The sequence below is a fragment of the Nocardia sp. NPDC023733 genome (assembly GCF_040639775.1).
Taxonomy (GTDB): Bacteria; Actinomycetota; Actinomycetes; order Mycobacteriales; family Mycobacteriaceae; genus Nocardia; species Nocardia rosealba.
Window position 1 is genome coordinate 185,245 of record NZ_JBFAAN010000006.1, and the last position, 13,186, is coordinate 198,430.

A 13,186-nucleotide genomic window follows, 5' to 3' on the forward strand; every position below is an offset into this window, starting at 1 on the left:
GAGATCTCAACTGTGACAACGAATCTCGCCGCCAAGCTGTCCGAAGACGAACTGCGCGCGCTCGCCGAGCAGGGCGCGGCCGAACTGGGCCCCGACGCCTCGGCCGCCGACCTGATCGCCTGGACCGACCGCACTTTCGGCAACAACTACATCGTCGCCTCCAACATGCAGGACGGCGTGCTGGTGCATTTGGCCGCGCAGACCCGCCCCGGCGTCGACGTGCTGTTCCTCGACACCGGTTACCACTTCGCCGAGACCATCGGCACCCGTGACGCGGTCGAGGCCGTGTACGGGGTGAACGTGATCAACGTGCGCCCCGAGCACAGCGTCGCCGAACAGGACGAGCTGCTCGGCAAGGACCTGTTCGCCCGCGACGCCGCGGAATGCTGCCGGTTGCGCAAGGTCGTGCCGCTGAAGAAGTCCCTCGCGGGCTACAACGCGTGGGTCACCGGCATCCGCCGCGTGGAGGCACCCACCCGCGCCAACGCACCGCTGATCTCCTTCGACGAAGCCTTCGGCCTGGTGAAGATCAACCCGATCGCACCGTGGTCCGACGACGAGATGCAGGCCTACATCGAGGCCAACGGCATCCTCGTCAATCCCCTGGTGGAGGAGGGTTACCCGTCCATCGGCTGCGCACCGTGCACGCGCAAACCCGAGCCGGGGTCCGATCCGCGCAGCGGCCGCTGGGCAGGCCTGGCCAAGACCGAATGCGGATTGCACCAATCATGACCATCACCACCACCGGGAGTGAGCCTGTGAGCACCAACACCACCGAACGCGACCTCGGCCTGACCGAGTTCGACACCCTCGCGGCGCTGGAATCCGAGGCGATCCACATTTTCCGTGAGGTCGCGGGCGAGTTCGAGCGGCCGGTGATCCTGTTCTCCGGCGGCAAGGACTCCACGGTGCTGCTGCACCTGGCGCTCAAGGCCTTCTGGCCCGCGCCGCTGCCGTTCGCGCTGCTGCACGTCGACACCGGGCACAACCTCGACGAGGTGCTCGAGTTCCGCGACAAGGTGGTGGACAAGTACGGGCTGCGCCTGCACGTGGCCTCGGTCGAGGAGTACCTGGCCGACGGTCGCCTCACCGAGCGCCCCGACGGCATCCGCAACCCGCTGCAGACCGTTCCGCTGCTCGACGCCATCACCGAACACCGCTTCGACGCGGTGTTCGGCGGTGGCCGTCGCGACGAGGAGCGTTCGCGTGCCAAGGAGCGGATCTTCTCGCTGCGCAACGCCTTCGGCCAGTGGGACCCGAAGCGTCAGCGTCCCGAGCTGTGGAACCTCTACAACGGCAAGCACGCGCCGGGTGAACACGTGCGCGTGTTCCCGCTGAGCAACTGGACCGAGCTCGACATCTGGCGCTACATCGCCCGTGAGGACATCGACCTGGCCTCGATCTACTACGCCCACGAGCGCCCGGTGTACCAGCGCGACGGCATGTGGATGACCCCCGGCGTGTGGGGCGGCCCGAACGAGAACGAGGTCCTCGAGACCCGCTCCGTGCGCTACCGCACCGTCGGTGACGGTTCGACCACCGGCGCCATCATCTCCGACGCCGCCGACAACGAGGCCATCCTGGCCGAGGTCGCGGCGTCCCGGCTGACCGAGCGTGGTGCCACCCGCGGCGACGACCGCGTCTCCGAAGCCGCCATGGAAGACCGCAAGCGAGAGGGTTATTTCTGATATGTCCGACCTATTGAGGCTGGCCACCGCCGGTTCTGTCGACGACGGTAAGTCCACTCTGGTCGGACGGCTGCTCTATGACACGAAGTCCGTGCTGGCCGATCAGATCGATGCCGTGACTCGCGCCTCGGTGGACAAGGGTCTGTCGACCCCCGACCTGTCGCTGCTGGTCGACGGTCTGCGCGCCGAGCGTGAGCAGGGCATCACCATCGACGTGGCCTACCGCTACTTCGCCACGCCCAAGCGCTCGTTCGTGCTCGCCGATACTCCCGGCCACGTGCAGTACACCCGCAACACCGTGTCGGGCGCGTCCACCGCGCAGCTGGTGATCCTGCTGACCGACGCGCGCAAGGGCGTCATCGAGCAGACCCGTCGCCACGCCGCGGTGCTGGCGCTGCTCGGCGTGCCGAAGCTGGTGCTCGCGGTGAACAAGATCGACCTGGTCGACAATCCGGCCGAGGTGTTCGCCGAGATCTCCGCGGAGTTCAACTCGCTGACCTCGAAGCTGGGCTGGGCCGACGAGGACGTCCTCGAGATCCCGGTGTCGGCGCTGCACGGCGACAATATCGCCAGCCGCTCCGAGAACACCCCGTACTACGACGGCCCCTCGCTGATCGAGCACCTGGAATCGGTTCCGGTGGATGCGGATTCGACGGGCACGCACGCGCTGGGGCTGCGGTTCCCGGTGCAGTACGTGATCCGTCCGCGCACCGCCGAGTACCCCGATTACCGTGGGTACGCCGGTCAGATCGCCGCCGGTTCGGTGTCGCCCGGCGACGAGATCGTGGTGTTGCCCTCGGGTATTCGCACCACCGTCGAGCGCATCGATACCCCCGACGGTGAGCTGGCCGTCGCCCAGGTGGGGCGCAGCGTGACGCTGATCTTGGCCGACGAGGTCGACATCTCGCGCGGCGACATCATCGCCTCGGTGGGCGACGCGCCGGAACCGATCGACACCTTCGACGCCACCGTCTGCTGGCTGGGCGACAAGCCGCTGCGTCCCGGCGCGCGGCTGCTGCTCAAGCACGGCGCCAAGACCACGCAGGCGATCGTCGGCGCGCTGGTGGAACGCTTCGACGAGCAGACGCTCACCGCGCAGCCGAGTCCGGAGACGTTGGAGCTCAACGACATCGGACGGGTGTCGCTGCGGCTGGCCGAGCCGATCCCGGCCGACGACTACCGCACCAACCGGCACACCGGTTCGTTCCTGCTGATCGATCCCGCCGGTGGCAACACCCTCGCGGCCGGCCTGGTCGGTGATGTGCTGACCTCGGTCGAGGTCGGTACCACGGTCTGATGACACGCTCGCTCGTCCCGCCGCGCGGTACCGTTCCGGTGCCGCGCGGCGGAGGCGGGCCCGCGCTGATCGCGGTGGCCCACGGCAGCCGTGATCCGCGTTCGGCGACGACGATGGCGGCGGTGGTCGCCTCCGTCGCCGCTGCCCGGCCGGATCTGACGGTCCGGTTGGCTTTTCTCGACCTCAGCGCGCCCTCGCTCGACCAGGTGGTCGACGAGCTCGCCGCCCTCGGGCATCGCGATGTGATCGTTGTTCCGTTGTTGCTGGGCAACGCTTTTCACGCGCGAGTCGATCTGCCCGCCCTCCTGGCGGAGTCGGCGAACAGGCATCCGCTGGTGCGGCTGACCCAGACCGAGGTGCTCGGCGCGGATTCGCGCTTGATCACGGCGCTAGCCGACCGGGTCGCCGGTGCGTCGGTGGGTTTCCCTGTACCCGAGCCTGTTTCGATGCGTCTCCGGACAACACCGGCAGCTCCGCTCGAAAGCCGCCGTGCCACCGTGGGAGTCGCGGTCGCCGCCGTCGGATCTCGTGACGAGTCGGCGAATCGCCGTACCGCCGCCGTGGCTCGACGACTTGCGGTGACGACCGGTCTTCGCACTGAAATCTGCTTTGCGACAGTCGAACCCAGCATCAATGTGGCGGTCGACCGGTTACATGCGCGCGGAGTCGAACAGGTCGTCGTCGCGCCGTGGTTCCTCGCACCGGGGCTGCTCACCGACCGCCTGCTCCACCACGCACCGCGCCTCGTGCACGCCGATGTCATCGGCCCGCACCCCGCTCTCACCGAGGTGATCTGGTCCCGCTACGACGCGGCGGTCGCGACGGACCTCGAACTCTCCGCCTGACGGATCCCGCCAGCGCACCGCCGCGGAGGTGGTCGCGCCCGATTCCGCGCCGATCTTCGGCACTCAGCATCCGCAGACGCATCCGGGCCCCTCTCGCCTGCGCATACCTCGCGCCCTTAACGCCTCGTCTACCTCTCCCCGAAACGCTCCCTGAAGCCGGCCGCGCTAGTGCGCCAGATCACACTCACACCCCTTTACCGTATACCCCCCAGGGGTATACATTCGTGTCAACGCACTAGGGATCAGAGAGGCAAGACAATGACCATCAACTCCCACACCGCCCACAACACGAACGCTTTCGACACCACTCCCGAAAGCGCTGCGGCACAACACACCTCACACCATGGTCCACACGGCGAACACGCCGCCCACAGCGCCCACGGCCATGCCGAACACGGCACTCAGGCGCAGCAGGAATCGCACGCAGGACACGGGCACAGCGCACATGCAGCGCAGGCAGCCCATGCGGATCACCTCGACCATGCAGCACACGGCGGCCGCGACAGCCAGGCCGCGCACGAGGATCACGGAGCGCATTCCGGCCATGTGGGTCATGGCACCGGCGACGCAGTCGCAGCACAGCAGGGGAATCATGCCGGTCACGGCGACCACGGCGCGCACGCTGCCGGGCTTCCCGGCGGGTTGCAGATCACCCAGGACGGCTACACCCTCGACCTGGAGACCACCGTGGCCCAGCCGGGCGTGATCGACTTCCGGTTCCGGATTCTCGGTCCCGACGGGACCGCGGTGACCGAGTTCGATCCCATCCACGATCGCGAACTGCACCTGATCGTGGCGCGGCGCGAGCTGACCGGGTTCTGGCATGTGCATCCGCGCCGGGAGGCCGACGGCACCTGGACGATCCAGCTGGAACTGCCGGAGGCGGGCGCCTACCGGGTGTTCACCGATATCGCGCCGCGCGCTCTCGGCCGCACCATCACCCTCGGAGCCGACCTCGCCATCGCCGGTCACTATGCGCCGCAACAGGTTCCGGCGGTTAATCGCAGCACGGAGGTCGACGGGTACACCGTGACCGTCGACGGTGAATTGCGCGCCGAGGGCGATCTGCTCACCCTCACGGTACGCAAGGATGGTGCGCCGGTCACCGATCTGCAGCCCTACCTGGCGGCTTTCGGTCACCTGGTGATCCTGCGGGCGGGCGACCTCGCCTACGTCCACGTGCACCCCAACGGCGAACCAGGCGACGGTATCACACCTTCCGGACCCGAAATCTCTTTCCACACAGCCGTTCCCGGACCGGGCACCTACCGCTTGTTCCTGGACTTCCAGCACGGCGACGTGGTCCGCACCGCGGCTTTCACCCTCACCGCCGAATAGCCGACCCCGCGAGCGGCGCCTCCACCCCACGGTGGTGGCGCCATCGGCATTTCCTCACCGATGCGCCAACAGGCGGGCGGTAATGGTCCGCGCGGCGCCCAAACGGGTCGAATCACCAAGCTGGCGGGCGATATTAGCGGCGCTGACCAGCGCGTCGAGCTCGAAAACCAGCTGATCGGGATCGGTTACCGCCAGATCGCCGCGTTCCTGAGCCTCGCGAACCTCGGTCGTCAACAGGCCAAGCCACTCCTCTCGATCGGCCACGATCGCATCGTGCACGGCGCCCTGCTTGCTACTGAACTCGGTCAATGTCGCGACCCGGAAACAGCCACCAGGGAACGGTGGATCAGCGATGTGGTCGAACCAGCGATCGATCAGCGCCCTGACTCGGTCGATGCCGCGCGGCTCCCGCAGGCTCGGCGCGATCACCCGCTCGATGAACACGTCGCGGGCGGCTTGCACGGCCGCGAGCTGGAGCGCCTCCTTGGTACCGAACAGCGTGGCGATACCGCTCTTGCTGATACCGAGATCTGCGGCGAGCTTGCCGATACTCAGGCCGTCGAGACCCTCGACAGAGGCCAATTCGGCCGCGCGGCGTGCGATCGTGGCACGCGCACGGGCCCCCTTCGCCAGTCGCTGATCGCCGGGCTCGATCTGGGTCATAGCTGCCATTGTCCCACCCGCACTTGCTCGCACGAACGATCGGTCGTACTTTATTTACGAACGATCGTACGTTCTTATTTCTCTCCCCGAAGGGGCCCTCTCATGACCGACGTCTCCACTCGGCCCGAGCATCCGCGGACCACCTCCGATACCCGCGCCGCGACGCGCACCCTGGCCGTTGCCGTAGGCGCGGCGTTCATCGCCTTCATAGATCTGTCCGTGGTGAACATCGCCTTCCCGACCATCGCATCCAGTTACCCCGACACCCCGGCCGGCACGCTGACCTGGATTGTCAGCGGCTATGCGATCGCCTTCGCCGCCCTGCTGACCCCTGCGGGGCGACTCGCCGACCACCTCGGACGGCGGCGGATGTTCGCGTTGTCACTGGCGGGTTTCGCCGTCACCTCCGTGCTGTGCGGGCTCGCGCCGGGTGCGGGCTGGCTCATCGCCGGACGCCTGCTGCAGGGCTTGACAGCGGCATTCATGGTTCCCTCGGCGCTCGCGCTCGTCCTGGTCGCCACCCCGAGGGAGAAGGTCGGCGCCGCCATCGCCGCCTGGACGGCCGCAGGCGGGTTCGCCGCGGTGATCGGTCCGGCGATCGGCGGCGCGCTGGTGGAGACCCTCGGCTGGCGCGCGGTCTTCCTGGTCAACGTGCCGGTCGCGGTGGCATTGATCGTGCCTGCCCTGCGCCTGCCCATCGACGAGCCGCGCGCCGACACGGCCCTGCCCGACCCGCTCGGCATTGTCGCGATCGCACTCGGCCTCGGCGCGGTCGTCGCCGCGATCACCGAGGGGCAAACCTGGGGCTGGACCGCACCGGGCACTCTCGTCGCGCTGATCGGCGGCGCCGCACTCGTGGGATTCGCGCTGGTTCGCTCGCTGCGCCACCCCGCGCCCGCGGTGGCCGTCAGCCTCTGGCGGAATCGCCGATTCGCTCTCGCCAACGCCGGATCGCTGCTGTTCGGCGCGACGATGTTCGCTTGGCTACTCGCGGGACCCTTGTTCCTCGACGCGATGTGGGGGTACTCGGTCCTCGAATCTGCGGCTGCGCTCACCGTCGGCGCGAGCGCCTCCATGGTCACCTCGGTGCTCGTCGGCCGGATAACCACGGCAACGGCGCAGCGGTGGGCCGCAGTGCTCGGTGCGCTGATGTACACGGCCGCGCTCGCCTGGATGAGCACCGACGCCTTCGGCCCGGACACCGCACTGTGGTCGGCGTGGGTGCCCGCCGGGCTGCTCGGCGGCGGCGGCATCGGCATCGTTGTCACCGTGCTCGGTACCGCTGCGGCGAGTTCGGTTCCACCACAACAGTTCGCGGCAGGCATCGGCATGAACGTGACCGCTCGTCAGGTGGGTGGCGCGGTCGGTGTCGCCGTACTCGCCGCGGTCTTCACCGCCGTCCCCGATGACGCGGTGCGCGCCTTTCATACGGTCTTCGCCATCGGCGCGGCGATCGGCCTGGCCGTCGCGCTACTCCTCCTCGTGCCGTCGAACGCACAGAACTAGGAGCCGATCTTGCACCGGACCACCACCGCACAAGAGACGGCAGCAACGGCGGCGGACAGCGAGCTGGTGGCAGACCAGAAAGCCGTTCGCCGAAGCAGCGGATGACCACCTTGACATCAACCGCGCTCGAGGTTTCACGATGACCTCATGAGCATCCTGTTTCACAACACCATGCGGATCACCGAAGGGCACACCGAGGAATTCAGCGAGGCGGTTCGGCGGGCGGTGTCCTTCGTCCGAGAGCACGGACCGCAGCTGATGGTGCAGGTCTTTCTCGATGCCGAGGCCGGGCTGGCGCACAGCTTCCAGCTCTATCCGGACTCCGAAGCGGTTCTTGCGCACTGGCAGATGTCGGACCCGTACATCCAGGATGTGATGGCGCACTGCACCATCGAGTCGTTCGAGACCTTCGGGGAGATGTCGGACGCGGTGCTCGAGGGATTGCGGTCGGGCCCGGTCGGAGCAGTGACCGTGCGACCGCTATTGACCGGGTTCACCAGGTTGTGAACTGTTGGCGCGCACCAGTTCCGCACCGATAGCCGCCAGTTCGGCTTTCACCTCGGTGGGGCCGAGCACCTCCACATCGCCCGCCCAGCCCGCGAGCTGGCGGGCGACCATCTTGGGGGTGTCGGCGGTGATCTCGGCCAGCACCCGGCCGTCGTCGGTGCTGCCGACCAGGGCGCAGTTGCGGCCCTGCTGATCGGCGAGAATGGGAGCCAGTCGCTCCGACACCGCAACGCGGGCGGCGACGGCCGAGCGGCGTTGCTCCATTCGGTTGACCACCTGGGACCACTCGGTGTGCAGGTCGAAGTCGGCTGGTCGCTCTGCGGGTTCGTCGAGAAGGGTCACCGCGCCGATGCGGTCGAGACGGAAGGTGCGCTGCCCTCGCTCGGTGCCCGCGAGGAGGTACCAGATCGTCTCCTTCTCGACCAGGCCCCACGGATCGACGGTGCGCATCGAGCGCTGCCCCGCCCGCGTGTATTCGATGCGGACACGTCGTCGATCGACCACGGCACGCTGCAACGTGTCGAGCACGGCGGGTGGTTGCGGGTCGGGCCTTCCCCAGCGCGCCGGGTCGACGACCACCGCGTCGGCGGCCGCCGCGGCGTCGGCACGGAAGGTCTGCGGCAAGGCCCGGACCAGTTTGCGCAAGGCGGATTTCACCTCGGGAGCCGCAGCGGCCGCCGGGCCCGCGAGCAGGAACAGCGCCCTGGTCTCCCCGGCCGTGAGTCCGGACAGGTCGGTGCGCGCGCCACCGATCAGCGACCACCCACCCCCGCGTCCGGCTTGCGGATACACCGGAATGCCCGCCGCCGAGAGAGCCTCCAGGTCGCGGCGAGCCGTCGCCACCGACACCTCGAGTTCGGTGGCGACCTCGGCCGCCGTCACCCGGCCTCGCGCCTGCATGAACAACAGGGTCGCTACCAATCGGTCCGCTCGCATACTCACGATTCTGCCGAAGAAAGTGCTCATTCGGTGAGCACTTTGGCTGGCAGAGTTCAGGGAAACACCAGCACACCGACCCAGGAGCAGACATGTTGCGCGGAATGGCCACCACCACCTACTACGCCGACGACCTCACCGCCGCCAAGGACTGGTACACCGAGTTCCTCGGCCTGGCGCCGTATTACGAGGTGCCGGGCGGCTACTACGAGTTCCGGCTCGGCCCGGGGCAGGACGAGCTCGGCATCATCAACCGGGCCTACGCCCCGGCCGGTGCCCGTAATGCGCCCGGTGGCGGCGGAATCGTGTACTGGCACGTCGACGATCTCGCCGCCACCCGCACTCGGCTGCTCGAACTCGGCGCCACCGAGTACGAACCCGTCACCGAACACGGCGACGGAGCGGGTTTCGTCACGGCGTCGGTCCTCGATCCCTTCGGCAATGTCCTCGGCATCATGTACAACCCGCACTTCGTGGCGATGACGGCCGCACGGGAGGCGGCGCTGAACTCCTGAGCTCAGAACCAGCGCTCGAGGACGGTGGCGACACCGTCCTCGGTGACGTGGCCGGTGACCTCGTCGGCCATGGCGAGCACGTCGTCGGGTGAGCCCGTCATGGCCACCGAATGCGCCGCCCAGCGCAGCATTTCGCGATCGTTGAAGCCGTCGCCGATGGCGAGAGTCGCCGATGCGTCGACGCCGAGAGCGCACCGGAGGCGTTCCAGCGCCCAGCCTTTCGACACGCCACGGCGTGAGACAGTGAGCCACGGCCCGAATTCACCGTGGACCCACGATGTTTCGGGCACCACGAGACTGTCGAGCTGACGCACCATCTCCGCGACGTCGCCACCGGGCCACCATCCGTTGAGACGGGGTGTGGGTTCGCTGCTGAGCACGTGGTGGTCGACGAGCTGGAAATCGCCGATCGAGTACTCCCCCGGGCTGTGACCCGTTGCCCAGATGCCGACGCCGACCCGCTCGGCGGCGAAGATCATCTCGGGGAACAGCGCTCGCAACGCGCCGACGGCGGGTGCCGGGTCGAACAGTTCCACCGCGACGGGTTCACCACGTGCCACGTCGATCTGCACCGCACCGTTCGAACACAGCGCGTGTCCTTCGATGAGACCGAGTTCGCGCAACACCGGCCGGGTGGTGAGCACGGTCCGCCCGGTCGTCACCACCACATGCGATCCCGCGGCCACTGCCGCCCGCACTGCCGCGACCACCCGCCCGCTGATGGGGCAACCGGACTCCAACAAAGTCCCGTCGATATCGAGCGCGATCAGTTTCGGCGCTCCCCCGAGTGCAGCCATCCACCCATTCTGCCCGCCGCCACCCCGATCCGCCCTGGAATTCACAGCCCTTGACGCCCCCTTGCCCCAGCCCGCGCAGCCGAATCTTCTCTACCCCATGGCCTCTCAGCGGTCCGGGGTGCGCGACCAACGGGAGATCCGGCAGCACCTAGCGGAACCCGGACGCGGATCCGTGCAGTGTCGGATCACCTGGATGCTCGGTCCAGCAGATTTCCGATAGGGCCGCAGGTGTCGGTGTGCGGGGAGGATGCGAATGGCCTCCGAGCGCACCACTTTGCAGCCCAAGGACTTTCAATCGGTGGTCACCCAGACCGAGGATGCTCCGCCGCCGCTCGATGCCTGCCGCCGCCCGACGTAATGCCTGCCGCCGCTCGAGGTCTGCCACCGCTCGACGAAATGCCTGCCGCCCCTTGGCGTCCGCCGCCGCCCGACAAAATGCGCTCCGCCGCTCGGCAACTACCGCCGCCCGACGAAAAGACCACCGCCGCTCAGCATCTGCCGGCGCCCGACGAAAAACCGCGCCACCGCTCCGCGTCTGCCGCCACCCAATAAAATGCGCTCCGCCGCTCGGCATCTGCCGCCACCCGACGAAAAGCTCCGCCGCCGCTCGGCATCTGCCGCCACCCGACAAAATGCGCTCCGCCGCTCGGCATCTGCCGCCGCCCAACGAAAGGACCACCGCCGCTGAGCGTCTGCCACCGCCCGACGAAAGGCTTGCCCCCGACCGACGAAATGCGTATCGCCGCTGAGCATTTGCCGCCGTTCGACGTGTTGTCTGCCGCCGCCCGACGTACTGTCTTCGACCTCAGCGGCGCGAACCACCGCCGTCTCCACCGCCGTCGCCGCCGGACGAGCCACCGGAGTCGCTGCCGCCGGAGGTGCCACCCGAAGTCGAGCCGCCCGAGGTACCACCCGAGGTCGACCCGCCTGAGGTACCACCCGAGGTCGAGCCACCGGATGGGGAGCCACCGGACGTTCCGCCCGAGGTGGACCCGCCGGAGCTGCTGTCGCCGGACGTGCCTTCGGAGCCGGCGCCGCTGGAGTCACCACCCGAGACGCCGCCCGTGGAGCCGCCGGCGTCCGAACCGCCGGAAGTCCCGCCTGATGTTCCGCCGGTAGTTCCACCCGACGCGCCACCGGATGTCCCGCCGGAGACCCCGCCCGACGTGCCGCCGGTCGACGCACCCGAATCTGTGCCGCCGGTACCACCCGGATAACCGCCGGACGTGCCGCCGGATGGGATACCACCGGTACCACCGGGGTTGTACGGGTTGTCGGAAGTCCCCGCACCGCTGCCGATTTCATCGGACACGCCGATATCGATGCCACCCGTGGCGGGCGGTGAGATGTCGGGAACACCGGTGCCGGGCGCCGGGAGGGAGGTGTCACCGGGAACGCTCGGGCCTCCGGCGGAGGGAATTCCGGAATTCGGCGATCCCGCCGAGGGGACACCGGCGATCGGATCGGGGTCGGCGATGGGGCCCGGACCAGGGTTGGTGATGGGGCCGGGGTCCTTCGGCAGCTCGGCGGAAGGCTTGTCGAACGGCAGCGGGTTGACGAAGTGGGCGGGGTCCCCGTAGGACGTGCGGGCCGGGACCGGGGAACGGCAGTCGCCACCGCCGGGCCGGAACCGTTCGCCACCATCGGAATCCGCCTGCGATGCCCCACGCTCGGGTGCACCCGACGCCGCACCGACGATCATCTCGTACGCGGTGCGCGCGGCCGCGCTGACGACGCGCACCTTGCCGGTGACCGGGTCGATCGTGTTGACCAATCCCGTGGTCTGGGCGGCGAGCAGGTCGGCGCTCATGTCGTAGAGCAGGGCGTCGGCGGGAGCGCCGAGGGCGGGGAACCGTTCGAGGACGGGTGTCAGGCCCGGATCGAACGGGCTGCCGAACACCGTCATCGCCGACATCGCGAGCGCGGAAACCACGGCGGCGCTGGAGAAGACGGCCACGTGCGGCGCCGAGTTGCCGCTCTGCTGGGCCGGTGCGAAGGTGCGGGCGGCCAGGGCGGCCGCGCCTGCCGCGACGACCTGACCCGGATCGGCCACGGTCACCAGCGGGACGCCGAGCTCGGCGAGGGTGCGCGCCACCTCCGGCGGCCGCGTGGCCCCGCCCACGAGCAGGATGCGCGAGATGTCGGCCAGCCGCAGGCCCGCGGCGGCAACGGTTTTGCTGACCAGCGGGAAGGTGTCGCGAATGTGTTCGGCACGCAGGCTGTCGGTGTTCACCATCGAGGTGAGTGTCGCCGTGGCGCGGCCGTTGCGTGACTCGACGGCATACCGGGCGACCATCTCGCCCAGTGGCTTTCCGCCGAAGTCGGTCGACCGCGCGGGTGTGCCGACCATCGGGTGGTGCGGCCAGTCGGGACCGACGCGCAGCACGGTCAGGTCGAGGCTGTTGGCGCCCAGGTCGTAGACGAGTACGAAACCCGGTGCGAGCGGGCCGTGTTCGACCTCGAGCCATTCGGCGGCGGCCACCGGTTCGGGCACGAGTAGCACCTGACCGGCACCCGCCAGGTGTAATGCCTGACCGAGCAGGGCGACCTGCTTCTCGGTGTAGGTGGCCGGGTAGGTGAGCACCACCCCGGCGGCCGGCTCGGCCAGTTCGATGAGCCCCGTGGCGACGGCGGCGATCAGGTTGGTGGCGGAGTAGAAACGTCCCGCGATCACCATCGGCTCCGGTTCGCGGCTCAGGTCCGCGAAATCCGTGATCGCCGAGGCGAATTCGTTGATCGCGCCGATGCGGGGGCGGCCCGCTTCGTCGAATGTGAGGGCGGTACGGCGTGTGCGTACCGTCGGCTTGGCCGGATCCTCGGCGACAACCGCCGAAATCGCATTGACCGTGCCGATGCTCAAACCCAGACCTCTGGTCATTGTTTTGCTATCCCGTCAACGCACCGTGACCACGTCCAGCACGCGAGCGCACTCATGTGGCCGCGGTCGTCTTCCAAACAGCTCGCCTAGATTAACGGCAACATGGCCGAATTGCTGTGAGATTGATACCCGACACTCCAACTCGGATGCAAGAGGGCGCATATTCGCAGGTAGGACACCATGAGGTCGACCGTCCAGTCCCCTGAACGTCCGCGC

The 13,186-nt window shown here is 68.5% G+C and carries 13 protein-coding genes; 8 read left to right on the top strand and 5 right to left on the bottom strand.

Annotation, left to right across the window (positions count from 1 at the left end; translation table 11 throughout):
* Positions 1-12: 12 nt before the first annotated feature.
* From AB0F86_RS23040 to AB0F86_RS23055, 4 genes are read left to right on the top strand one after another with little or no spacing between them, the layout of a single operon-like run.
* Entirely contained in the window at positions 13-732 is a 720-nt protein-coding gene (locus tag AB0F86_RS23040) for a phosphoadenylyl-sulfate reductase (RefSeq protein ID WP_067642387.1), read from the top strand.
* A complete protein-coding gene (gene cysD, locus AB0F86_RS23045; RefSeq protein ID WP_255495317.1) occupies positions 729-1,688 on the top strand; it encodes a sulfate adenylyltransferase subunit CysD in 960 nt (319 codons plus the stop codon). The genes AB0F86_RS23040 and cysD overlap by 4 nt, the downstream gene beginning before the upstream one ends.
* A gap of 1 nt (position 1,689) precedes the next feature.
* The gene (locus AB0F86_RS23050) at positions 1,690-2,985 is read left to right on the top strand and encodes a GTP-binding protein (RefSeq protein ID WP_356985129.1); all 1,296 of its coding nucleotides are present in this window, start codon (positions 1,690-1,692) and stop codon (positions 2,983-2,985) included.
* A complete protein-coding gene (locus AB0F86_RS23055) occupies positions 2,985-3,830 on the top strand; it encodes a sirohydrochlorin chelatase (RefSeq protein WP_356985130.1) in 846 nt (281 codons plus the stop codon). Before AB0F86_RS23050 ends, AB0F86_RS23055 begins: the two co-directional genes overlap by 1 nt.
* A 336-nt stretch (positions 3,831-4,166) precedes the next feature.
* Here AB0F86_RS23055 and AB0F86_RS23060 read toward each other — a convergent pair whose 3' ends face one another.
* On the bottom strand, positions 4,167-4,442 hold the full coding sequence (locus tag AB0F86_RS23060) for a hypothetical protein (RefSeq protein WP_356985131.1): 276 nt from the start codon (positions 4,440-4,442) through the stop codon (positions 4,167-4,169).
* Positions 4,443-4,472: 30 nt separating this feature from the next.
* Here AB0F86_RS23060 and AB0F86_RS23065 point away from each other — a divergent pair, with 30 nt between their 5' ends.
* Positions 4,473-5,168 (top strand): hypothetical protein, encoded by a 696-nt coding sequence (locus AB0F86_RS23065; protein WP_356985132.1) that lies wholly within the window; start codon positions 4,473-4,475, stop codon positions 5,166-5,168.
* 54 nt (positions 5,169-5,222) lie between these two features.
* Here AB0F86_RS23065 and AB0F86_RS23070 read toward each other — a convergent pair whose 3' ends face one another.
* A complete protein-coding gene (locus AB0F86_RS23070) occupies positions 5,223-5,831 on the bottom strand; it encodes a TetR/AcrR family transcriptional regulator (RefSeq protein WP_356985133.1) in 609 nt (202 codons plus the stop codon).
* A 102-nt stretch (positions 5,832-5,933) separates the two neighbouring features.
* On the opposite strand from AB0F86_RS23070, the gene AB0F86_RS23075 reads away from it, so the two are divergent.
* Together AB0F86_RS23075 and AB0F86_RS23080 are read left to right on the top strand one after the other, a co-directional pair.
* Positions 5,934-7,337 carry an MFS transporter gene (locus AB0F86_RS23075; RefSeq protein WP_356985134.1) on the top strand — a complete coding sequence of 468 codons (1,404 nt, stop codon included), beginning with the start codon at positions 5,934-5,936 and terminating at the stop codon, positions 7,335-7,337.
* A 147-nt stretch (positions 7,338-7,484) separates the two neighbouring features.
* Positions 7,485-7,844, top strand: a complete 360-nt coding sequence (locus AB0F86_RS23080) for a hypothetical protein (protein WP_181698371.1) — start codon at positions 7,485-7,487, stop codon at positions 7,842-7,844.
* Here AB0F86_RS23080 and AB0F86_RS23085 read toward each other — a convergent pair.
* Positions 7,818-8,780 carry a WYL domain-containing protein gene (locus tag AB0F86_RS23085; protein ID WP_356985135.1) on the bottom strand — a complete coding sequence of 321 codons (963 nt, stop codon included), beginning with the start codon at positions 8,778-8,780 and terminating at the stop codon, positions 7,818-7,820. The two genes, AB0F86_RS23080 and AB0F86_RS23085, sit on opposite strands and share 27 nt — an antisense overlap.
* 92 nt (positions 8,781-8,872) lie before the next feature.
* Between AB0F86_RS23085 and AB0F86_RS23090 the strand changes: the two genes are divergently transcribed.
* Positions 8,873-9,295, top strand: coding sequence for a VOC family protein (locus AB0F86_RS23090; protein WP_356985136.1), 423 nt, complete (start codon positions 8,873-8,875; stop codon positions 9,293-9,295).
* Positions 9,296-9,297: 2 nt separating this feature from the next.
* On the opposite strand, the gene AB0F86_RS23095 is transcribed toward AB0F86_RS23090, so the two are convergent.
* Positions 9,298-10,092, bottom strand: a complete 795-nt coding sequence (locus AB0F86_RS23095; RefSeq protein ID WP_181698368.1) for an HAD family hydrolase — start codon at positions 10,090-10,092, stop codon at positions 9,298-9,300.
* An 805-nt stretch (positions 10,093-10,897) separates the two neighbouring features.
* A complete protein-coding gene (locus tag AB0F86_RS23100) occupies positions 10,898-12,970 on the bottom strand; it encodes an Hsp70 family protein (protein WP_356985137.1) in 2,073 nt (690 codons plus the stop codon).
* Positions 12,971-13,186 lie beyond the last annotated feature (216 nt).

Excerpts from the sequence above, each read along its gene's own strand:
- AB0F86_RS23095 (WP_181698368.1), bottom strand. The coding sequence starts at position 10,092 with ATGGCTGCACTCGGGGGAGCGCCGAAACTGATCGCGCTCGATATCGAC.
- AB0F86_RS23075 (WP_356985134.1), top strand. The coding sequence starts at position 5,934 with ATGACCGACGTCTCCACTCGGCCCGAGCATCCGCGGACCACCTCCGAT.
- AB0F86_RS23050 (WP_356985129.1), top strand. The coding sequence starts at position 1,690 with ATGTCCGACCTATTGAGGCTGGCCACCGCCGGTTCTGTCGACGACGGT.
- AB0F86_RS23055 (WP_356985130.1), top strand. The coding sequence starts at position 2,985 with ATGACACGCTCGCTCGTCCCGCCGCGCGGTACCGTTCCGGTGCCGCGC.
- AB0F86_RS23070 (WP_356985133.1), bottom strand. The coding sequence starts at position 5,831 with ATGACCCAGATCGAGCCCGGCGATCAGCGACTGGCGAAGGGGGCCCGT.
- AB0F86_RS23090 (WP_356985136.1), top strand. The coding sequence starts at position 8,873 with ATGTTGCGCGGAATGGCCACCACCACCTACTACGCCGACGACCTCACC.
- AB0F86_RS23085 (WP_356985135.1), bottom strand. The coding sequence starts at position 8,780 with ATGCGAGCGGACCGATTGGTAGCGACCCTGTTGTTCATGCAGGCGCGA.
- AB0F86_RS23100 (WP_356985137.1), bottom strand. The coding sequence starts at position 12,970 with ATGACCAGAGGTCTGGGTTTGAGCATCGGCACGGTCAATGCGATTTCG.
- cysD (WP_255495317.1), top strand. The coding sequence starts at position 729 with ATGACCATCACCACCACCGGGAGTGAGCCTGTGAGCACCAACACCACC.
- AB0F86_RS23080 (WP_181698371.1), top strand. The coding sequence starts at position 7,485 with ATGAGCATCCTGTTTCACAACACCATGCGGATCACCGAAGGGCACACC.